The 20,782-nt window shown below is 38.2% G+C and carries 20 protein-coding genes; 5 read left to right on the top strand and 15 right to left on the bottom strand.

Features of this window, described 5'->3' with window-relative positions; translation table 11 throughout:
- Positions 1-148 precede the first annotated feature (148 nt).
- The 6 genes from ACN19N_RS14535 to glnK form a co-directional block, all read right to left on the bottom strand.
- The gene (locus ACN19N_RS14535) at positions 149-844 is read right to left on the bottom strand and encodes an IS1 family transposase (RefSeq protein WP_269228301.1); all 696 of its coding nucleotides are present in this window, start codon (positions 842-844) and stop codon (positions 149-151) included.
- Between the two features lie 301 nt (positions 845-1,145).
- The gene (locus ACN19N_RS14540; RefSeq protein ID WP_004659442.1) at positions 1,146-2,438 is read right to left on the bottom strand and encodes a DNA adenine methylase; all 1,293 of its coding nucleotides are present in this window, start codon (positions 2,436-2,438) and stop codon (positions 1,146-1,148) included.
- Positions 2,435-3,535 (bottom strand): bifunctional diaminohydroxyphosphoribosylaminopyrimidine deaminase/5-amino-6-(5-phosphoribosylamino)uracil reductase RibD, encoded by a 1,101-nt coding sequence (gene ribD, locus ACN19N_RS14545; RefSeq protein ID WP_420001634.1) that lies wholly within the window; start codon positions 3,533-3,535, stop codon positions 2,435-2,437. The genes ACN19N_RS14540 and ribD overlap by 4 nt, the downstream gene beginning before the upstream one ends.
- A gap of 12 nt (positions 3,536-3,547) precedes the next feature.
- Entirely contained in the window at positions 3,548-4,012 is a 465-nt protein-coding gene (nrdR, locus tag ACN19N_RS14550) for a transcriptional regulator NrdR (protein ID WP_269229062.1), read from the bottom strand.
- Between the two features lie 126 nt (positions 4,013-4,138).
- Complete coding sequence (locus tag ACN19N_RS14555) at positions 4,139-5,551, bottom strand: ammonium transporter (RefSeq protein WP_420001635.1); 1,413 nt, start codon at positions 5,549-5,551, stop codon at positions 4,139-4,141.
- Between the two features lie 67 nt (positions 5,552-5,618).
- Complete coding sequence (gene glnK / locus ACN19N_RS14560) at positions 5,619-5,957, bottom strand: P-II family nitrogen regulator (protein WP_000780326.1); 339 nt, start codon at positions 5,955-5,957, stop codon at positions 5,619-5,621.
- Positions 5,958-6,232: 275 nt separating this feature from the next.
- Between glnK and ACN19N_RS14565 the strand changes: the two genes are divergently transcribed.
- The 3 genes from ACN19N_RS14565 to ACN19N_RS14575 all read left to right on the top strand — a co-directional run bounded on the left by ACN19N_RS14565 (position 6,233) and on the right by ACN19N_RS14575 (position 8,715).
- Positions 6,233-6,460, top strand: a complete 228-nt coding sequence (locus ACN19N_RS14565; RefSeq protein ID WP_087536529.1) for an accessory factor UbiK family protein — start codon at positions 6,233-6,235, stop codon at positions 6,458-6,460.
- Between the two features lie 68 nt (positions 6,461-6,528).
- The gene (locus tag ACN19N_RS14570; protein WP_269238908.1) at positions 6,529-8,007 is read left to right on the top strand and encodes a YifB family Mg chelatase-like AAA ATPase; all 1,479 of its coding nucleotides are present in this window, start codon (positions 6,529-6,531) and stop codon (positions 8,005-8,007) included.
- 12 nt (positions 8,008-8,019) lie between these two features.
- Positions 8,020-8,715 (top strand): hypothetical protein, encoded by a 696-nt coding sequence (locus ACN19N_RS14575; protein ID WP_420001636.1) that lies wholly within the window; start codon positions 8,020-8,022, stop codon positions 8,713-8,715.
- Between the two features lie 58 nt (positions 8,716-8,773).
- Here the strand turns inward: ACN19N_RS14575 and ACN19N_RS14580 are convergent, their stop codons facing one another.
- Together ACN19N_RS14580 and ACN19N_RS14585 are read right to left on the bottom strand one after the other, a co-directional pair.
- The gene (locus ACN19N_RS14580) at positions 8,774-9,562 is read right to left on the bottom strand and encodes a TorF family putative porin (RefSeq protein ID WP_420001637.1); all 789 of its coding nucleotides are present in this window, start codon (positions 9,560-9,562) and stop codon (positions 8,774-8,776) included.
- A gap of 333 nt (positions 9,563-9,895) precedes the next feature.
- A complete protein-coding gene (locus tag ACN19N_RS14585) occupies positions 9,896-10,708 on the bottom strand; it encodes a TorF family putative porin (protein ID WP_420001638.1) in 813 nt (270 codons plus the stop codon).
- Between the two features lie 725 nt (positions 10,709-11,433).
- On the opposite strand from ACN19N_RS14585, the gene ACN19N_RS14590 reads away from it, so the two are divergent.
- The gene (locus ACN19N_RS14590) at positions 11,434-12,759 is read left to right on the top strand and encodes an OprD family outer membrane porin (RefSeq protein ID WP_420001639.1); all 1,326 of its coding nucleotides are present in this window, start codon (positions 11,434-11,436) and stop codon (positions 12,757-12,759) included.
- A gap of 105 nt (positions 12,760-12,864) precedes the next feature.
- On the opposite strand, the gene ppa is transcribed toward ACN19N_RS14590, so the two are convergent.
- Together ppa and ACN19N_RS14600 are read right to left on the bottom strand one after the other, a co-directional pair.
- On the bottom strand, positions 12,865-13,392 hold the full coding sequence (ppa, locus tag ACN19N_RS14595) for an inorganic diphosphatase (RefSeq protein WP_420001640.1): 528 nt from the start codon (positions 13,390-13,392) through the stop codon (positions 12,865-12,867).
- A 116-nt stretch (positions 13,393-13,508) separates the two neighbouring features.
- Positions 13,509-13,907: an MAPEG family protein gene (locus ACN19N_RS14600; RefSeq protein WP_087536524.1), complete on the bottom strand. Its 399-nt coding sequence runs from the start codon at positions 13,905-13,907 to the stop codon at positions 13,509-13,511.
- 151 nt (positions 13,908-14,058) lie between these two features.
- Here ACN19N_RS14600 and ACN19N_RS14605 point away from each other — a divergent pair, with 151 nt between their 5' ends.
- Positions 14,059-14,451, top strand: a complete 393-nt coding sequence (locus tag ACN19N_RS14605; protein WP_420002399.1) for a hypothetical protein — start codon at positions 14,059-14,061, stop codon at positions 14,449-14,451.
- 80 nt (positions 14,452-14,531) lie between these two features.
- Here the strand turns inward: ACN19N_RS14605 and ACN19N_RS14610 are convergent, their stop codons facing one another.
- The 5 genes from ACN19N_RS14610 to ACN19N_RS14630 form a co-directional block, all read right to left on the bottom strand.
- Positions 14,532-16,211 carry a long-chain-fatty-acid--CoA ligase gene (locus tag ACN19N_RS14610; RefSeq protein WP_004659466.1) on the bottom strand — a complete coding sequence of 560 codons (1,680 nt, stop codon included), beginning with the start codon at positions 16,209-16,211 and terminating at the stop codon, positions 14,532-14,534.
- Between the two features lie 156 nt (positions 16,212-16,367).
- On the bottom strand, positions 16,368-18,587 hold the full coding sequence (parC, locus tag ACN19N_RS14615) for a DNA topoisomerase IV subunit A (RefSeq protein WP_269229071.1): 2,220 nt from the start codon (positions 18,585-18,587) through the stop codon (positions 16,368-16,370).
- Positions 18,588-18,762: 175 nt separating this feature from the next.
- Positions 18,763-19,551, bottom strand: coding sequence for a GIY-YIG nuclease family protein (locus ACN19N_RS14620; RefSeq protein ID WP_420002400.1), 789 nt, complete (start codon positions 19,549-19,551; stop codon positions 18,763-18,765).
- 54 nt (positions 19,552-19,605) lie between these two features.
- Positions 19,606-19,908 (bottom strand): helix-turn-helix domain-containing protein, encoded by a 303-nt coding sequence (locus ACN19N_RS14625; protein WP_420001641.1) that lies wholly within the window; start codon positions 19,906-19,908, stop codon positions 19,606-19,608.
- A gap of 219 nt (positions 19,909-20,127) precedes the next feature.
- On the bottom strand, positions 20,128-20,772 hold the full coding sequence (locus tag ACN19N_RS14630) for a trimeric intracellular cation channel family protein (protein WP_420001642.1): 645 nt from the start codon (positions 20,770-20,772) through the stop codon (positions 20,128-20,130).
- Between the last annotated feature and the right edge of the window lie 10 nt (positions 20,773-20,782).

The raw sequence follows: 20,782 nt of genomic DNA on the forward strand, positions 1-20,782 counted from the left end.
TCAGTGCTGCGTATAGGCATGACCTGAAATAAAGCTCGGCAAAATATATTCATTTTCGAAAATGATCAATATTCTTCTGATAGTTTTTCAACCAAATAGTAAAATATTTGGTGGTGTTTCAAAATGTATGCTGATCATTTTAACATCACTATACAAAACTGTGGTTAATGTAAAAGAATCCAAGATTAAAAGCTTTTACATGATTCAATACCTTCTTCGAAAAACAGCATGTTCTTCTTACTGCTCGCCTTATGCGGTGTCTTAATCGGCAGTTGTTTCCTTCTATCCCGACTGTATAATATTTCCCTTCTTGGTCCGGCTTAAAAATTTTGATGAAACTTTCCCAATGATCACTCGATATACAATCATAAGTAATGCCCAGTTCTTCTAAACGGTTTTTTAGCCTTTGTGCTGTATGAGCATCTCTTCCTCCCCATACAAAAGCCACTATTTCTCCGCTACTTCTATCATAGACGTACTGTAGCCAATGCTTATCTTTCTTGTTGCCTACAAATGTCCAAAATTCATCAACTTCCAAGCATTTATAATGAGTTCTTTGAGGAATTATTTCATGATTTGATTGTGTAAGCGTTTTAAGTATCTTGCCAATACTAAACCTCGTAATCTTTGCAATATCCCGAATGCCACAACATCGCACAAGCATAAGCAAAATCAATTTGACCGCTTTTGAATGACAGCCTAAATACGTCAAATTATGGTCACCCACAAACTGCCTATTACATTCTTTACAACGATAGTTTTGCTTACCATCGTATTTAATGCCATTCTTCTTTATACTTGTACTCTGGCATCGAGGACAATGAAGTTCTATTTCGATTTTCACACATTTAAATATAGCTGAATTGTTCCTCCTTGCCTCCTTTTCTTATGAGCATACTTTTTAGAACACCACCAAATATTTTTTGTAAATAAAAAAGATTAAGTCACACAACAAAATATATAAGTAATTGTTTTTAATTAATTTAAAGATAAATGGTTATTCAGAAAGACTTATTTAAATTCAATGACAATTCATGTAAAAACAATCATTTATTTTATAAAATTATATGTATTAGCAAGAAAGTGAAAAAAATAGAAAATTGTGAATAGACACCACTTTATCCAAAAATGGTGTCTACTTGAATTTACCAAAGTGCAAGCTGAGTACTATTGCCTGTCGTATCAACACCACCCAACTCAGCAAAATGATATAACTGCCCTAAAAGTTGTCGTAATGGAGGGCCAGACTTCGCATGGGTATCCGTAATCACAATAAACTCAAGAACACGTGCACGTTCTGATTGACGCTGTTTGCTCACTCGATAACGCGGTACATCTTGAGTTAACAAAGTCACTTTGCCGCGCTTTAAATTAGCAGTAAGCAAATCTTTAGGCTCAATATTTCCATCAGTCGAATAACTAGTCAAAATATAGCGAGCATTAATGGTTTCCAATAACTTTTCATAAGCTTCTTTCGCATACTTAGAAGAGTTATAAGGACTTGGGCGTTCTTTACGCCATGCTCGATCAATTCCACTCTTAAAGCCTTTGGTATCAGGTGATGGTAAATCCACTTGATCCCATAAAGTCAGAGCATTTAAAACATGGTAGTTACTGCTGTAGGCATGCTGATTATAAGGTGGATCAAGATAGGCAACATCGACTTCGAAACCACTCATTTGGTTGGCTAAATGCTGTGCATCGACACACCACATTTCCGCCGCAGGACGTTTGGGATCACCAATCTCACAGAAACGGCTCGGTGTAAGCCATATTAATGACTCGATTCTTTCTAGCGCTGTTTGAGTTCGACCGCCCCAACCCTGATGAAAGCTCTTAAATACACCACTGGTATTACTCACAAAACTTGCCGAATATAAAAGTGGTGCCAATAGAGCACTCATTTCCACATCATTGATTGCACCTTGTGCTTGCCAAGTTGCGATCTGTTGACGAATTGCATCAATACGCATCCCATTGCGGCGTTTGAAAAACAAACGGTCACGAGCAGGATCATACACATCATCATTACGTGGACAAAGATTATGTGTCACCCAGCCTTTGACTTCTGGCAATCGATTCAAATAGTCGATCGCTTTTTGATAGCCACCTAACTCTTTAAATGCGGGTGCATCAACACAGGCTAAAATCGCATTGTTCAATGCATGGCTATACGGTTCCCAGTCATTTGCAATGACACGATAGCCGTTTTGACGTGCTAAACGTGAGACCACGCCACTCCCTGCAAAGAAATCAGCAAAAATCGGTGGATTCTTTTTTTTACTATTCAGTGTGCCCGTAATCTCAAGTGCTTCCAAAATGAGATGAAGCAGTCGACGCTTATTGCCTAAATAAGGTACTAGCTGATGAAAAAGATATTCGTCAGTCGTACGTGCTGCATGACGACGCTTGTGATAAACCGATGGTTCTGGATTCATATCATCTCTTGGATAGGGAGCAATCTTAGGCGAATATCTTGCCCAAGTTGGGTTACATCGACTAAATCAAAACGCAATTGTTCTGCCATTGTACTAAATTCAGCATTAAACATTGCACGAGCAGATTGACCAAGTAAAGTCGGTGCAACATAACTGATCATTTCATCAACTAAACCCTGCTGTAAAAAAGCCGTTGATAAAGTTGCGCCTGCTTCAACCAACACATCATAAATTTGATGCTGTTGAGTTAAGGTCTGCAATAAGTGACTTAAGGGTTGCGGCGCCAATTGTATCACGCCTAAATCAGCAAGTTCTTGACGAAATGGTGTCATCACCATCACTGTTTCAGGATTTTTCAAAATCTTCGCTGAAAGTGGTAACTGTCCTTGGCGATCCAATACAATACGCTTCGGCTGAACCACGGTACTTAGCTCAATACCGTCCAATTCACGTACATTCAGCTCACAATCATCGGCTAAAACGGTTTGAATACCAGTAATCACAGCACCCGAAATTGCACGCCAATGTTGTACATCTTGTCTAGCGATTGCTCCAGTAATCCATTTTGATTCTCCTGAAGCCATTGCAGTACGTCCATCTAAACTTGATGCAATTTTCAAACGCACATACGGCGAACCCGTAGACATCGCTTTTAAAAAGCCCAAATTGAGCGTTTTTGCAGTTTCTACACAAATTCCTGTTTCAACTTCAATACCCGCTGCTTGTAAAATTTGAACGCCTTTTCCCGCGACTAATGGGTTGGGGTCAGAACAAGCGACCACGACTTTCTTCACCTGAGCTTTAACCAATGCTTCTGCACAAGGCGGCGTTCTACCATAATGTGCGCATGGTTCCAAAGTCACGTAAGCTGTCGCACCTTTAGCATGTTCGCCCGCTTGGCGAAGTGCAAAAACTTCTGCGTGAGGTTGACCCGCTTTAGGGTGATAGCCCTCTCCAATCAACTGCCCATCTTTGACAATAACGCAACCCACATTAGGATTCGGCTTGGTTGAATATTGCCCTAGTCGAGCCAACTCAATTGCTTGCTGCATCCAATATTGATCTTGGGATAAATGATTTTGCGTGAACTCAGACATGATTTCTCTAACTTATGCTTCATTTTCACGTTGTTGCATTTGCTCAATCTGACGACGAAATGCTTCAACATCTTGGAAATCTTGATAAACAGAGGCAAAACGAACATAGGCTACATGATCAAGTGCGAATAAAGCCTGCATTACAATCTCACCAATTGTTCTAGACTTTACATCTCGCTCACCTAAACGTCGAATTTGTGATTGTATATCACTTAAAACCGTTTCAATTTGCTCTTGGGTTACTGGGCGTTTCTGTAAAGCATGCATCAATGAGCGGCGCAATTTTGCTTCGTCAAATGGTTCGCTTTTTGAATCAGATTTAATGACCCGCGGCATTACCATTTCATAACTTTCAAAGGTGGTAAACCTTTCACAACAAATCGTGCATTCTCGACGACGACGGATTTGACAACCCTCAGCCGCAAGGCGAGAGTCGATGACTTTACTATCAGCAGCGTTACAAAATGGACAATGCATAATTGTGCGATTATTTACTCACTTTGCTTAAGTGTAGCAAAGTTTCTGCAATTGCAGAACTAGCACACGAAAGGCATAAAAAAACAGCCTTATTCGGCTGTTTTTTAAACTTCAAAGAATAATGAATTATTCGATACGTTCGCCATGTTGGCTAAGGTCAAGACCCATGCGCTCATCATCAGCACTTACGCGGATACCAATCACAAGATCAATCACTTTAAGGATAATGAAAGTCACTACTGCGCTATATACCATCGTTGCGAGTACACCTTCAACTTGCACCCATAATTGACCTGCAAATGTTGGAGCAAGCGCAACGTTAGCAGCTTTAATGATTTCATTACTGTAGAACACACCCGTAAGAACCGCACCAACGATACCACCAACTGCGTGTAGACCGAAAGCATCCAATGCATCATCTGCTTTAAGGAGACGTTTAAGTGCTGTAATACCCCAGAAGCACACTACACCACCGATTAAGCCCATGATTAATGCACCACCTACACCAACAAAACCAGCAGCAGGAGTGATTACAACCAAACCAGCAACCGCTCCTGATGCACCACCAAGTACTGAAGCCTTACCACGAACGAGACGTTCAACAATCAACCAAGAGAATGCAGCGGCAGCAGCAGCAACTTGAGTTACAAGAATTGCCATACTTGCACGAGCACCAGCACCTAAAGCACTACCACCGTTAAAGCCAAACCAACCTACCCAAATTAAGCTTGCGCCAATCACAGTCAGAGTAAGGTTGTGCGGTGCCATTGATTCGCGACCTAGACCAGCACGTTTACCCAACATGTATGCAGCTACTAAACCAGCTACACCTGCGTTGATATGTACAACTGTACCGCCTGCAAAATCTAAAGCACCAGCTTTGAATAACCAACCATCAGCAGCCCAAACCCAGTGAGTAATTGGTGCATAAACCAAGACGATCCAAACTGCAATAAACGCCATGAATGCTGAATATTTCATACGATCAGCAATCGAGCCGCTAATAATTGCAACAGTGATGATGGCAAATGTCATTTGGAAAATAACAAACAAGCTTTCTGGAATAGTTCCACTTAAGGCATCAAATGCCACGCCATTTAACATGACCTTCGCAAAATCACCAACGTAAGCACCTGACCCAGAGAATGCAAGTGAATAACCCGCAATGACCCAAATCAAGCTGACTAAAATCGCCGCAGAAAGGCTAAACATCATGGTGCTGAGTACGTTTTTCTTACGAACCATACCACCATAGAATAAAGCCAAACCAGGAATAGTCATCAACAGAACCAGTGCTGTTGAAACGAGAATCCAAGCTGTATCGCCTGTATCAACTTTTGCAACTGGTGCAGGAGCTGGAGCAGCTTCTACAGGAGCAGGAGCTTCTGCTGCGACAGTCACAGTTGATGCAGCCACCGTATCAGACGCTGCTACAGTTTGTTCAGCAACGGGTGTTAATGCAGCATCTTCTGCCCAAACCATCGCTGAACCACCTAAGAGTGCGCCAGATAGACTGAGCGCCATAAGCATTTTTTTCATTCGTGTCCCCCAACCTTATTTTGTGAGCTATTTCTCTTAGTTCTAACTCAGCAAACTTTGTGCCAATTTAGACAGCATCTGGTCCAGTTTCACCAGTACGAATACGGATGACTTGCTCCAAATTCGTGACAAAGATTTTACCGTCACCAATTTTTCCAGTGCTTGCGACACGAGTGATAGATTCAATAACCGCATCGACCATTTCATCGCTAATCGCAATTTCAATCTTTACTTTCGGTAGAAAATCAACGACATACTCTGCACCACGATACAGTTCAGTATGACCTTTTTGACGACCAAAACCTTTTACTTCAGTTACGGTAATCCCTTGAACACCAATATCAGAGAGTGCTTCACGCACATCATCGAGTTTGAATGGTTTTACAATTGCAGTTACAAGCTTCATGTGTGTTTTCCTTCGGCTTATTTTCACCAGTAAGGTTTTATGTTCAATTTTCATGCCAATATTTAAAGGTTGGGGATTTTCAAACCATCAGCAAGAGCTTTCTTTATAACCTATTTGGACGTCAAGATGTAGATATTCAATCGAAAATAAGTTTCATTTGCTCCTGTTTAACTGAATTTAGATATCGGTGACATCAATGCGTTGAACAGGGCTATGGGATTACTACAAGCAATGGTACACTTGCCTACAAATACATATAACCTATTGAGTGCTTCATGATTGAAACTCTTTTACAAGCCATTCTTGAACAAGTTGATCAACCTAAAAAAGATTTAGAAAAAAATTTACGTGCTTTGCTCAATGAAAGCGTCGAAAAATTAGATTTAGTCTCTAAACAAGAGCTGGAGCGCCAGAAAATAGCGCTAAATTTGGCAAACCAACGCCTCGCTGCGTTACAACAGCAAATGAGCACTCTAGAAAAAATGGTGCAAGATCAAAAATAAGCACCAGTTTAGCGCACAAATCAACAAAAATGATTAAAAATAAAGCACCATGATGGAACAATAATAAAATGTCTTTCGCAAAAATTTACACGAGGGGTTTATTAGGTTTACATGCCCCTCAAATCGAAGTTGAAGTTCATATCAGTTCAGGACTCCCCTCCTTAACCATTGTAGGTTTAGCAGAAGCCGCTGTAAGGGAAAGTAAAGATCGTGTTCGATCAGCAATTATCAACAGTGGTTTCTTGTTTCCAACCAAACGTTTAACGATTAATTTAGCACCTGCAGATCTTCCTAAAGATGGCTCCCGCCTAGATTTACCGATCGCACTAGGAATTTTAATTGCTTCAGGTCAACTTCCTGAAAATTGTACTGACGGCTTTGAATTTATTGGTGAACTTGCATTAGATGGACATTTACGCCCTGTTACTGGAATATTGCCAATTGCGATGGCTTGCCAACAAGCCCAACACCGCTTATTGGTTCCTACTAATAATCTAGAAGAAGCCAATCAACTTCCGCAGTTTGAAGTTTATGCTGCCAATCATTTACAAGATGTATGTGCACACTTTTTGGGCACTTCTCATTTATCAACTGCACCCAAACAAGAAAATTTAAACACTACTCAGTATCAATTTGATCTTGCAGATGTCAAAGGTCAATTACGTCCCCGTCGTGCACTAGAAATAGCAGCAGCGGGCGGACATTCTTTACTTTTCAAAGGTCCACCTGGTACAGGTAAAACATTACTGGCTTCTCGGCTACCTTCTATTTTGCCACCACTCAATGCCCAAGAAAATTTAGAAGTCGCAAGTATTTATTCGGTTGCAAATGCTCAACATACTTTTGGACAACGCCCCTTCCGCGCACCACACCATACTGCGTCAGCGATTGCATTAGTTGGAGGCGGTTCACAACCTAAACCAGGCGAAATTACACTTGCACATTTAGGCGTATTATTTTTAGACGAATTACCTGAATTTGACCGCAAAGTTTTGGAAGTTCTCAGACAACCTCTAGAGTCGAAAGAGATCGTCATCTCCCGTGCGGCAAGACAAATGACATTCCCAGCGAATTTTCAATTTATTGCAGCAATGAATCCATGTCCTTGTGGTTACGCATTTAACCAAGATAGTCGCTGCCAGTGCTCAGCAGAAAATATTCAACGCTATCAAAATCGTATCTCAGGTCCATTACTAGATCGTATTGATTTACATATTGATGTGCCACCTTTGCAGACCAAAGAACTACAAGATCAAAGTCCGACAGAAAGTTCTACAATTGTGCGGCAACGCGTGATGAAAGCTTATGATAAACAAATGTTAAGACAGCAATGTTTGAATCAGGCACTTTCTCCAAATTTGCTAGAACAATATGCTCAATTAGATGAAAATTCAGCCAAAATCATCGAAATGGCTCAACAGCGACTTAATCTCTCAGCACGCGCCTATCATCGTGTACTTCGTGTTGCACGAACCATCGCCGACTTGGCCGAAAGCGATATCATTTTAACAACCCATTTAACAGAAGCCTTGTCTTATCGAGGCTAGATAGAAAATTACATGAATCAAAAATTGCCTTTATTAAAACTAAAACCTAGCGACATTAAACATGGAATAAAAGTCGTCAATCGTACGAAACGTTTTATTGTTTTTGTTCCTGCCTTATTACATGGCGGCGAAGCACTGATTTTTCCATCGCAAAGTCGTTACTCAGGTCAACAAATTAAGCAAGGGAGAGGTATTGTTTTTTATAATGGGGTTGACTCTGCATGGCAAGCAGCTCTCGGTAATGGTGAAGACTGTATTATTATTAATGACATTACTACATCACAAGCATCGTTGTTATTTGAAAAATATCATGCTCTCTTAGGACAAAATAAAAATTTGAACTTACAAAGTATTAAGACGCTTTTAGCATACGCCAAACAAGAATTGAACATTATTGATTTTTATAATAAACGTGCATCCAGTGTATTAAGGGATACTAAAATTATTGATGAAAATAATCCATTTTTTATGGAAGTAACCAAGCAAGAAGTTCACAAAGCACTATATATTCCACATGGATTCATATTTGATGGTCCCGTCCAACAAGTATACCCTCAAGGAGCAGTGATGGTGAGTGATAAGAAAAGATGCTGGGGTGTAGGAACAGATGTATTTCTAAGAGGTTATCGAAAAATAGAAAATGGCAAAGAATACAATTTAATAAGTATTGAAAATGATTTTGGAGAAAGGTTTACTTTCTCCAAATAATCAAACCCATATAAAAAGGCTGAGATATTGCTCAACCTTTTTATTAAATAAAATGTCTTTAAAAAGCGTAACCTAAACCCAAAACAACTTTATTTTTTTGCTTTGTTTCATCACGAGTATAGCCACCAAAGATATAATCTAGGCTCCAAGTTGCACCAGTATTTCCTAAAGGATGTGACAATCCAAGAGTTGCGTGACGGAAAGCAAAATCAGTTTTGGTGACATCTCCTGCTTTAGCTTGGTAAGCTAAATACTCATCATCATCACCATAATAATAGGCTGCTAATTGAGCTTTACCCGTAAAACCACCAGCTAATTTTGGTGCGTAGGTTGCTAGGAAATAAGTATCACCTTTATTTCCAAAAGTGACATTATTTAATAAAGTTTGGGCTGTAATACTCAAATCTTTATAACTTAAGCCGACAATGGTTTCATATCCTGTTGATTCCCAACCTGGATAATAGTAATAAACCGTACCGCCAATTTGATAACCAAGATCATCTGTAATCTTACCTTTATAACCAACATATAAATCATTTTCAAATGACTTCTTATCTTCGTTTACATAAGTCGGTGAGGTATTTAAATCTGCATATGCAGCAGTTAAGGTCGAAAACCAATATCCCAAATACAATCCACTATCATGCGTATAATCAAGTCCACCTTGTACTGCAGGTGTATCACTTTCAGGTGAATTTGTCATACCACGTAGATTATAACTAGATACTACGTTTACATTGCCTGTAATCGTTCCTGGAAATGGTAGCTTTGTGTCTTCAGCCAAACTTAAAGTTGATGCTGTAAACACCATCGCTAGAACTGTAGCTTTGCATGCAAATTTCATCATATTGATTTCCCCCATGATTTAGATATTCAACTGATTTATGTTCTAAATTGCATCATGATGAAATTTGCAAATGCTGTGCCAAAAGTAAGAACTAAGTTAAAATTAAGTATAAACTGTTGATTATAATCATTTTTAAAAAAATTATTTTATTATTCTATTAATCAATCAATCTCCCACGATAAGAGTGCGATAATAAAATGCATCTTTAAATATAGAGGCGCACATAATTAGCACCTATTCTAAATATAAAGTTTTCGCTTTGCTTTTCTAAGAATAAATAAAAAAAGCCAGCATATACGCTGGCTTTTTAAATGTTCATAAATATTTTTTAAATTAGAATGTTTTAGTCAAACTAAATAAAACACCTGTATCATAAGGTTTTTTAGCATTATCGCTCATACCTGAAGTACTTACATTTGTTCCAACAACATCAACTTCAGCGAGGATACCTAAGAAGTTATAATTTACACCAACTTTATAGTCGATATAATTATCATCTTTTCCAGGACCACCAGCAACAACACTTAAAGCGTCTTTATTTTTTAATTTATTATACCCTACAGATGCTAAACCTGTTAAACCTGTGCTTGAAATTGGTGCTGAGTAACCTAAGTTAAAATACCAAAAATCATCCGTTCTGCCCCAGTAATCAGGTGAATAATTCACGCCTACACTTAGAGCATCACCTGCTAATAATGTTTCAGGGAAAGTCAGCTTACCAAATACTTCTGTAAAAGCTAAACCTTTCTTACCATTATATCCATTTACAGCATTAGATTTAGAACCTATATATCCATAATGAATTACACCTACATCGTAGGTTGGTTTAATTTTATCTGTTAAGGCAAAACTATTAGTAAAACCTAATGTAGCGTCAGTTTCAGTTGAAACACCAGGAATACCGAAATCTACACTTGAACCCCAAAGTGCTAAATACGCACCCGACGTATGTGAAAATGTAAATCCACCTTGAATCGCAGGATTATTCGAAGATTGTGTCACACCACGAAAACGATAATCTGTTACAGCTGAAACATTGCCCGATGCAGTAATACCATATAATGAAGGTTTATCTTCTGCCATAGCAAAAGTCGAAGTCACAGCAAAAATACTTAACGCGATCGCCTTACATGCAAATTTCATCATATTGATCTCCCCCATGATGGATATTCGACTGAATTTATGTTTTAAGTTGCATCATTATATGAATAGCAAATGCTATGCCAACTTCTTTAAAGCACTATAAAACCTAGGTTTGATGTCATATCTTTGTCATGAAATATATAAAGAGAATAAAAAAGGGCTATTTAAGCGTTTTAAACTGGATTTTTTGATCCATTTTTAAGCAAAAAATAAGATTAGTAATTAAACCGCACAAAAATAATGCAACAACACTGCTCAACAATCGATCATTGTTAAACATTTACAGTTTTGGCTTACAAAGCGAGGAAAATTCGCACAACATAAGTGCAACTTCTAAAAAACGAGCGCTTTTTGATACAAAAATCTTACCACTCATCGGGATGTTATTTTTTGCAAATCAACTCAATCATTTTTTAATCAATTACAAAATAAATCATTAAATTTAAAAAGAAAATATAAATATAATCACATATTTTAAAAAGAAAATATCAAAAAATAATCAATTTTAATTACAGGAATAATATTATATTTTTTAATTAAAAAACAATTATTTAATTTTAATTTATCTATTTTTTATACAATAATAAAAACAAAAAATCTTATCCTAATTTTGTGTAAATTTAATTAAAATATTTTAATAAAAATCTATCTTTTTTATGTATAACTTATACAATTGGTCAAAATTTCGATTCTGACCGAAATTGATCTTATTTATTATGAGGCTACCTATGCCAAAGGCAAAGAAACTAACATTAGCGGTTTTGATTAATGCCGCATTGATCTCCTCAACATATGCAAGCGAACAAAGCGAAGCTAAAGGTTTTGTTGAGGATGCAAATGGTTCAGTATTGTTCCGCACAGGCTTTTTAAATCGTGATAAAAAAGACGGTTTAACAAATGACACAAGCTCAACTGCTCAAACTGCCATTTTTGATCTTCAATCAGGCTTTACAAAGGGTATTGTTGGCTTTGGTGTTGGCGTAGTAGGTGATACATCTTTTAAGCTTGGTGCGAATAATAATACGGGTAATCAAATGATTCCTGTAGATGATCGTGGATTTGCTTATGATCATTGGGCTCGTGGTGGTGCCAATGTGAAAGCACGTATTTCCAACACAACCGTGACTTATGGTACACAGGTGTCAACACTTCCTGTCATGGCAAGTAATCAAGCCCGTTTAGTACCTGAGTATTACACAGGTGTTTTCGTTGAAAGTAATGAAATTCCAAATCTAAATGTGGTTGCAGGTAAGTTCACAAAAAACCAAATGTCAAACCAAATTAACACCGATAAAGATGTGACAGGTCAAGGACTTGATCGTGCAGTAGTTTGGGGTGCTAAATATAAATTTAATGATCAACTCAATTCATCGTATTATGGCTTAGACGTTCAAGATAAGTTAGAACGTCATTATGCTAATGTAAACTTTACCCAAAGCTTAAAAGATAAGAGTACCTTAACACTTGATGCCATGGGTTATCATACAAAATGGGATAAAGATGCGCTCACTGATTCACATACCACAGATGATCTAGCAAACCGTAAAAACTCGATTTGGGCTGTTTCAGTGGGCTATGGCAAAGATGTACATAATGTCATGCTTTCTTATCAAGATAACACAGGTAATACTGGGTATGACTATGGCTATAATGCTGATGGTTTACAAAGTATCTATGTCCCTAATTCCTATTTAGGTGACTTTAATGGTAATGATGAAAAATCTGTCGGGCTACAATATAACTACAACTTCAAAAATCACGGTTTACCTGGTCTAAACTGGACAACTGCATTTGTTTATGGTTGGGATATTGATATCGCTAAAATAACAGATCGCTCAAAAATCATTGACCAAGCCGAAGAACATGAGTTCTTTAACCAAGTCAAATATACAGTTCAAACAGGTGCATTGAAAGATGCAAGCCTACGTGTTCGCTATTCTTACTTACGTTCAAGTGATACCTATAATAATGTTTCTGGTCAATATGTCAGCAATGTCATTGGCTCAACCAATGAATGGCGTTTGTTCCTTGATATTCCTGTGAAACTGTTCTAATTCACAGCTTTATTTAAGTCATAAAAAAACCTCCATCCAATTGAATGGAGGTTTTTTATCAGCTAGACTTTAAATCATAAAATCTAGCTGAATCTACTCAGAAAATTACTGCTTAGCAGCTTCGATTGCTTTCAATACTTCAGCTTTTGCAACGTCAGCACCTTCCCACCCGCTGATTTTTACCCATTTACCTGGCTCTAAATCTTTATAGTGAGCAAAGAAGTGCTCAATTTGGCTAATCAATAAAGGTGGAAGATCTGTATATTCTTTCACATCTTTATAGAGAGGAGATAACTTCTCATGTGGAACTGCGATGAGTTTCGCATCGATACCACCATCATCTTCCATTTTTAATTTACCCACTGGGCGGCAACGGATGACTGAACCCGCAGCAACAGGATGTGGAGTTACAACCAATACGTCTAATGGGTCGCCATCTTCAGATAATGTATTTGGTACATAACCATAGTTAGCTGGGTAGAACATTGCTGTACCCATAAAACGGTCTACAAATAACGCATCAGAATCTTTATCGATTTCGTATTTGATTGGCGCTGCATTTGCAGGAATCTCAATGATGACATAGATGTCATTTGGTGCGTCTTTACCCGCAGGAATATTGCTATAACTCATATCAACACTCGTTTATCTTGTGAACTTAGATGTAAATCCGACAGATTATAGCGTGAATACCATAAAAATGATGCTAGATATGCTGAGCGTTAATGAATTTTATACTCAACATCGATTTAGGTCAGTTTAATCGTAATCACAAACAGTAAAATTGGACAAAATATTGAAAAAAACCAAATAATCGAACGTAAAGTAGCTAGATTCGCTAAATAACAGATGCCATAAATAATGCGAAATATAATATACGCCCAGCCTAAGCTCAGAATAAATTTCTCAGGCACAACCATATATTCAGCCATTAAAATTGCAGCGATAAATAAGGGTAAACTTTCAAAACTATTCTGTTGTACTGCATTGGCTCTTGCAGCTAGACCTGTCGTTTTCGCCAAAAAATCACGCGGATTCTGATTATCCTTTGCTTGGAAGCCACCTTTTGCTTTTGCAATTAAGGTAAAAACATATGGCAATAAACACGCAACGATAAGAATCAATATAATGCCGCTAATACCTTGCATGCTGATATCCATCATTTGAAGTTCTTGTGATCATGCTATCATAACTTATAATTTATCAAACTTTCATTTGTGCTTGTTCAACAAGCACTGCTTTTATATATTTTGCTAGTTTTAAAAGTAGTTTTCTTTGATTCAATCTCAAGGTCATGTTATGCCAGCTCAAGATCAAAACAAATTGTTTGATGTTCTTGCTCAACAACGACAGCATCAGCTTTTAGTTGACCGCGTTCTCAAAGTAGTGTTGCCCATCATCGCATTTCTACTCAGCGTGATTTGTGCAAACCTCAATTGGCAATCAACTTTAGGGACTTTCGCTATTCTCACACTTGCATTTTATGCAGTTGGAATTAAAAGGCTCACACTTTGGCATTGGCTAACGATAGTTGTTCTCTACGTTTTTGCGGACAATTACTTCAGCTTTAATGGAATTGACCAAATTCGGTTACGTTTTCAACTTGCGACCATGCTTGTATTTGTCGGCATTGTTGGGATTGGACGGCCTTATATTGATCGTTGGTTGATGAAATCAAATAATACTCGATAAGCCCAAATAAAAAAACGCCACTATTGTGGCGTTTTTTTATTTCCAATAGCTCCCTTTTAAACGGAGGCTAAGTGGAATTATTAAGCTGGTTTACGTAAATCTTTACGTAAGATCTTACCTACGTTAGATTTTGGTAGATCATCCATAAACTCAACATAACGTGGGCATTTATAGCCTGTTAAGTTTTGTTTTGCATAAGCAATAATTTCTTCAGTTGTTAATGAAGGATCTTTTTTCACGATGAATAGTTTAGGCACTTCACCTGATTTTTCATCTGGCACACCAATCGCAGCAACTTCCAATACTTTTGGATGCTTCGCAATCACTTCTTCAATTTCACTTGGGTAAACATTAAAGCCTGAAACCAAGATCATATCTTTTTTACGGTCTACAATTTTGAAATAACCGCGTGAATCCATGACACCAACATCACCCGTACGGAAGAAACCGTCTTTGGTCATGACTTTCTCAGTTTCATCAGGACGATTCCAATAGCCTTTCATTACCTGTGGGCCACGAATCGAAATTTCACCCTGCTCACCAAGTGCCACTTCATTACCATCATCATCAAGTAAAGCAACTTCAGTTAATGGTAATGGGATACCAATCGTACCACTAAACTCTGTTGTTGCAGGCGGGTTTGCTGTCGCCACTGGCGATGTTTCAGATAAACCATAACCTTCGATAATGATCGTACCTGTTACTTTCTGCCAAGCAGCAGCCGTAGATGGCAATACAGCCATACCACCACCCATTGCCATCTTCAATTTGCTATGGTCAAGCTGTTTGAATTCTTCGTTATTCACTAAGGCATTAAACAAGGTGTTTACTGCTGGGAAGAAAGAAGGTTGATATTTACGTAATTCACCAACGACTGCTGGTAGGTCACGTGGGTTCGGAATCAAAATATTGGCTTGACCTTTATACATACCGTAAAGCGCGCACACCATGAATGCAAAGATATGATAAAGCGGTAACGCACACACGATACGATCATCTTTAGAACCGTCACCTGTGCCAAACTTACTTGAGAAAATACCATCACATTGTAATAGGTTAGAAACCAAGTTACGGTGTGTCAACTCAGCACCTTTAGAAACACCTGTCGTACCACCTGTATATTGCAGTACAGCAGTATCGCTTAAGGTCAAACTTGGACGTTTATAATTGCTTGGATTCGCTTTACCTAGCGCTGCATTAAATTTAACGTGGCCAGGAATATTCCATGCTGGAATTTGTTTACGTACTTTGCGTAAAACGAAGTTTACAATCGTACCTTTCAGTGTACCGAGCATGTCACCGACAGAAGCAACCACAACATGCTTCACTGGTGTTTTACCAATAATACTTTGATAAACACTAGCAAAGTTTTCGATGATTACAAGGGCTTCTGCACCTGAGTCATTTAACTGATGCTCAAGCTCACGTGAAGTATAAAGCGGGTTTACATTGACCAATACTAAGCCTGCACGGAATACGCCGAGAGCAACTACTGGATATTGAAATACGTTCGGCATCATCACCGCAACGCGTGTCCCTTTAGCCAAACCAAGGCCTTGTAAATAAGTCGCAAACTTACGACTAGCGACTTCTAATTCATTGTACGTTAAAACTTTATCCATGAAGATAAAGGCATCACGTGAACCAAATTTTTGGAAATTGCGTTCAAAAATATCAACAAGTGAGGTGTTTTCAGCAGGCAGCGCAACTGTTTCTGGAATTCCTGTCTTTTGGTATTCTGCAAACCAAATCTTTTCCATAATGCCATTATCTCCGAGTAGTAATCCTTAAAAATGTAACGACGTTACTTTCCATGACAAAACTTTTTTTTAACTTTTGAAATTGCCCTGTCAATCTATTCAAATAATATGAATACCTTGTCATATATAACGTATTTTTATCACAGAATACTAGCCTTATCTCTGAATGAGGAGTCTATTTGCTTTTTGATATCCCCGTGGTAAAAGTTGCCCCTTTGTTGCTCTTTTTCCTATATATTTTTGGAGATCATCCCCTTTCAGTTTAAGGTGTTGTTGTCCTGCAGCGACTTGGATTATTTCATCTAAACTAAGTGTTGTCATGGATAAAATTTGCTCTTTTTCATCAAGTTGTATCAACTTGTTACCTTTTCCTTTATTTAGAATCGGTAATTCAGCTAAATCAATAATCAATAACCGCCCTGATGAACTCAGGATTGCAACATGTGTGGCTTGTTGAATTGGCAATAAAGGTAAAGCTGTTGCCTGATCTGCGACTGTCAAAAAGGCTTTACCTGCTTTAGCATTCGTATCTAACTGCGCCGCTTGCGTTTTAAATCCATATCCATTTGAACTGACAGCAAGTAACTCATTACTGTCTTCATCAACAAATACTTGAATAAATGACACGCCGCTAGCTGGTGCAAGTTTCGAACTCAATGGCTCGCCTAAGCCACGTGCAGAAGGGAGACTACTAATCGGCAGCGCATAACTCCGCCCTGTTTCATCTAAAAAGTAGACACGTTGATTGGTTTTTCCGACTGCATGACTCAAATATTGATCACCTGCACGGAAATTTAGATTTGCTGCATCAACATCACCACCTTTGGCAGCTCTCACCCAACCTGCTTCTGATAAGACCACAGTTACCGTTTCCGCAGGCATTAAATCTTGTTCTTTGATTTGTACCGCATCTGCACGAGTAACAATCGGTGAACGGCGATCATCGCCAAACTTTTTCGCGTCTTCTTTTAACTCACCAATAATTAAATTCTTCAATGATTCAGGATTTGCAAGTTGCTCGCGAATAATGGCAGCTTTTGCTTCCAGTTCTTCTTGTTCACGGCGGATTTCCATTTCTTCAAGTTTAGCCAAATGACGAAGCTTGAGCTCCAAAATCGCTTCAGCCTGAATATCATCTATCGCAAAGTGCTGTATCAAAACAGGTTTTGGCTGATCTTCTTCACGAATAATCCGAATTACAGTATCAATATCTAAATAAGCAATTAAAAGACCTGCCAAAATGTGCAAACGCTTTTCGATTTTAGTTAAATGGTATTGCAAACGGCGCGTTACGGTTTGCTTACGGATCTCAATCCATTCCAACAAAATACGGCGAATCGATTTGACTTGCGGACGACCATCTGCACCAATCATGTTTAGATTGACACGATAGCTTGATTCTAAATCAGTGGTTGCAAATAAATGGCTCATCACAGTTTCAGCATCTACACGATTAGAACGTAATACAATGACTAAGCGTGTTGGATTTTTATGATCTGATTCATCACGAATATCTGCCACCAAAGGTAACTTTTTCGCAATCATCTGATCCGCAATTTGCGTGACGACTTTTGAACCTGAAACTTGATAAGGTAGTTCAGTAATCACAATCTCATTTTTTTCGACCGTATACACTGCACGCGCACGATAGCTACCACGCCCTGTGGTTTGGATTTTTAGTAATTCTTCTGGTGGTGTAATGATTTCAGCTTTGGTCGGTAAATCGGGGGCTGGAATATATTCTGCTAATTTTTCATCAGTGGTTTCAGGATTTCGAATCAGTGCAATCGTGCCTTTGACCACTTCACGTAAGTTATGCGGTGGAATATCGGTTGCCATCCCTACCGCAATACCCGTAGTACCGTTCAGTAGAATATTGGGAATACGTGCAGGCAAAGTAATCGGTTCTTTCATCGAACCATCAAAGTTATCTTGCCATTCACTAGTACCCTGTCCAAGTTCGCTCAGTAATAATTCACTATAAGCAGACAGTTTGGCTTCGGTATAACGCATTGCAGCAAATGACTTAGGGTCATCAGGTGAACCCCAGTTGCCTTGACCTTCAATCAATGGATAACGGTAGCTGAATGGCTGTGCCATTAACACCATGGCTTCATAACAGGCTAAGTCACCATGCGGATGATATTTACCGAGTACATCACCAACGGTACGGGCTGATTTCTTGGGCTTGCCAGTCGATTTTAAACCCAGCTCACTCATTGCATAGACAATACGACGTTGTACAGGTTTTAAACCATCGCTGATATGCGGCAGTGCACGATCCATAATCACGTACATGGCATAATTTAAGTAAGCTTGTTCTGTGAATTCGGCTACGGAGCGGTTTTCGGTTGCATGGTGTGCAAGGCTGGTCATTTCAGCAAGTCATCCAAAATCATTGTTATCGTCAATGTTTTGTATGCTATGTGGATGAATGCCTTGTGACAACCCCTTGTTGTTGTTTAAACGTCAAATGGTGTCTTTGTATAGGGATAACTTGATCCATCATTTCCTATGATGAGTACCGCTTTGATACTCACCATTCTTTTAATTAATTAGCGTTATAACCAAATGTTCTCGTAAGTAATGTATTCTTCCACCAACTTTCTCGATTTAATATGACTTGATCATCAGTTGTTGATTTAAAAATGTCTAAAATAGAAAATTTAAAGTTATTTTCAATATATTCTCGACTCAGTTTTTCTAACTGAATATTTCCACCATGCCCACTTTTGATATAATTTTGCCATCTATTTAAAAGCATATTTTCACCATATGCCGACCCTACATACATTTTTCCATTAGAAATGTCGGTAATGAGATAAACAGCTTTTTGATTCTGTAAAGCGATTTTCCATGATTCCTTATCAATGACATATTTCAACTGATTCCATGACAAATGGATATGTTCATATCCTGGAAACTTTTCCATAGGTTGATCAGAATATAACTCTATTACTTTTTTATCCGTATTATGATAATGTTGATGCCATGATCTTTCTGCATCACCCCAATCAATAACTAATCTAAATTTTAGCGCATTAAATTGAGGCATTTCTTCAAGATCATACTCATACTGATCTTTCTCTGGGTTATATCTCCCACTGTGGACTTTAAATACTCCCCAAAATAAGGACTTGCGACCGTCAAAACCAATAAAAGAAATAATGTAATCTAAATTTTTAAATACATCTTTACGCTGTTCACTTTGATAATCCTCTAACTCTGAAATATTAGGAACGATATGTTCAGAAAGCTCTAAGAATCGTTTCTTATCCTTATGGCGAACATACTTAACTCTACTATTTTCATCTAAAGGACTATTTTCAATTAATTTCATTAAGCTTTTAAATGTCAAATGGTTCACTATTGTTCTCTTTTCTATAAAATATGATCACTTAAAAATTAATTCAGGTTGAATATCTAAGATACGAAGTAAAAGCAACACTGAACCCGTTGGAGATCGCTCCCGACTTTCCCAATTTTGAAGCTTTTTCAGATCTATATGTAAACGTGCAGCGAACTCCTCTTGGGATAAATAGGTCTTTTCTCGCACTTTTTTCACATCTGGATAAGAAATATTACGAAGTACACACTCTATTGGATTGTTCCCCAATCCAAGTTTCCCTTCCTCCAATAAATCCTTAAATTCAGGGTGATTAGGTGAAATTATTTTGACTTCTAAATTTTTAGACATTTATCTATCTACCCTATATCTTTTTTTAAAGTATAAAGTGCTTAAATTTATAAAAGTACAAGGATAAAGATCGAAGCGTCAAATTATGACGCTTCGAACATAAGTAACTAATCTATACAAATAATTGTAGAAAAAGCACTCTTACTTTTATTTTGACTAACAGAATCACTAAAAGTCTTGATCTGCTGTCTTAATTGTTTAAGCACATCATTATTCATTTCAATGCTCATCTATTGAAGAAGCAGACTCAGCATCATCCTCTTTATAAATAAATTTCGGCATTTCCAAACCAAAATAAATGGCAATTACACGTAAAGTAAAACCAAATACTAAGGTGAAAATCACGGTAAGATCGTGCTGCAATCCAATTTCCAAACAGACCCAATAGCAGATTACTGCAACAAAGGAAATACTGGCATACAATTCACGGCGGAACACTAAAGGTACATCATTACAAAGAATATCACGCAAAATACCCCCTGATACCCCTGTTAAAACACCCGCAACCGCAGAAACCACAAAACCATGACCCATCGACAATGCAATTTGACAGCCAATAATCGTAAAACCAATTAAGCCCATGGCATCGAGTAATAAGAATACACTGCGTAAATGACGCATCCATTTTGCAATAATAATCGTGACAAATGCAGCACAACACGTCAGAACCAAATACTCAGGATGCTTCACCCAAGTTAAAGGATAATGTCCTAATAACACGTCTCGAACTGAACCACCGCCCAATGCGGTTACACAGGCAATCAACGTTACCCCGAACCAATCCATACTCCGTCGTCCCGCAGATAACGCTCCCGTCATTGCTTCCGCAGTAATGGCAATAATATAAATCACGGTCAGTAACATCTGCCGACAT

It is taken from the genome of Acinetobacter sp. LF10 (genome assembly GCF_048585715.1).
Classification (GTDB): domain Bacteria; phylum Pseudomonadota; class Gammaproteobacteria; order Pseudomonadales; family Moraxellaceae; genus Acinetobacter.

What these genes read in the sequence shown, in the direction of transcription:
- ACN19N_RS14540 (WP_004659442.1), bottom strand. Translation starts at nt 2,438, where the DNA reads ATGAATCCAGAACCATCGGTTTATCACAAGCGTCGTCATGCAGCACGT.
- ribD (WP_420001634.1), bottom strand. Translation starts at nt 3,535, where the DNA reads ATGTCTGAGTTCACGCAAAATCATTTATCCCAAGATCAATATTGGATG.
- nrdR (WP_269229062.1), bottom strand. Translation starts at nt 4,012, where the DNA reads ATGCATTGTCCATTTTGTAACGCTGCTGATAGTAAAGTCATCGACTCT.
- ACN19N_RS14555 (WP_420001635.1), bottom strand. Translation starts at nt 5,551, where the DNA reads ATGAAAAAAATGCTTATGGCGCTCAGTCTATCTGGCGCACTCTTAGGT.
- glnK (WP_000780326.1), bottom strand. Translation starts at nt 5,957, where the DNA reads ATGAAGCTTGTAACTGCAATTGTAAAACCATTCAAACTCGATGATGTG.
- ACN19N_RS14565 (WP_087536529.1), top strand. Translation starts at nt 6,233, where the DNA reads ATGATTGAAACTCTTTTACAAGCCATTCTTGAACAAGTTGATCAACCT.
- ACN19N_RS14570 (WP_269238908.1), top strand. Translation starts at nt 6,529, where the DNA reads ATGTCTTTCGCAAAAATTTACACGAGGGGTTTATTAGGTTTACATGCC.
- ACN19N_RS14575 (WP_420001636.1), top strand. Translation starts at nt 8,020, where the DNA reads ATGAATCAAAAATTGCCTTTATTAAAACTAAAACCTAGCGACATTAAA.
- ACN19N_RS14580 (WP_420001637.1), bottom strand. Translation starts at nt 9,562, where the DNA reads ATGATGAAATTTGCATGCAAAGCTACAGTTCTAGCGATGGTGTTTACA.
- ACN19N_RS14585 (WP_420001638.1), bottom strand. Translation starts at nt 10,708, where the DNA reads ATGATGAAATTTGCATGTAAGGCGATCGCGTTAAGTATTTTTGCTGTG.
- ACN19N_RS14590 (WP_420001639.1), top strand. Translation starts at nt 11,434, where the DNA reads ATGCCAAAGGCAAAGAAACTAACATTAGCGGTTTTGATTAATGCCGCA.
- ppa (WP_420001640.1), bottom strand. Translation starts at nt 13,392, where the DNA reads ATGAGTTATAGCAATATTCCTGCGGGTAAAGACGCACCAAATGACATC.
- ACN19N_RS14600 (WP_087536524.1), bottom strand. Translation starts at nt 13,907, where the DNA reads ATGCAAGGTATTAGCGGCATTATATTGATTCTTATCGTTGCGTGTTTA.
- ACN19N_RS14605 (WP_420002399.1), top strand. Translation starts at nt 14,059, where the DNA reads ATGCCAGCTCAAGATCAAAACAAATTGTTTGATGTTCTTGCTCAACAA.
- ACN19N_RS14610 (WP_004659466.1), bottom strand. Translation starts at nt 16,211, where the DNA reads ATGGAAAAGATTTGGTTTGCAGAATACCAAAAGACAGGAATTCCAGAA.
- parC (WP_269229071.1), bottom strand. Translation starts at nt 18,587, where the DNA reads ATGACCAGCCTTGCACACCATGCAACCGAAAACCGCTCCGTAGCCGAA.
- ACN19N_RS14620 (WP_420002400.1), bottom strand. Translation starts at nt 19,551, where the DNA reads ATGAAATTAATTGAAAATAGTCCTTTAGATGAAAATAGTAGAGTTAAG.
- ACN19N_RS14625 (WP_420001641.1), bottom strand. Translation starts at nt 19,908, where the DNA reads ATGTCTAAAAATTTAGAAGTCAAAATAATTTCACCTAATCACCCTGAA.
- ACN19N_RS14630 (WP_420001642.1), bottom strand. Translation starts at nt 20,772, where the DNA reads ATGTTACTGACCGTGATTTATATTATTGCCATTACTGCGGAAGCAATG.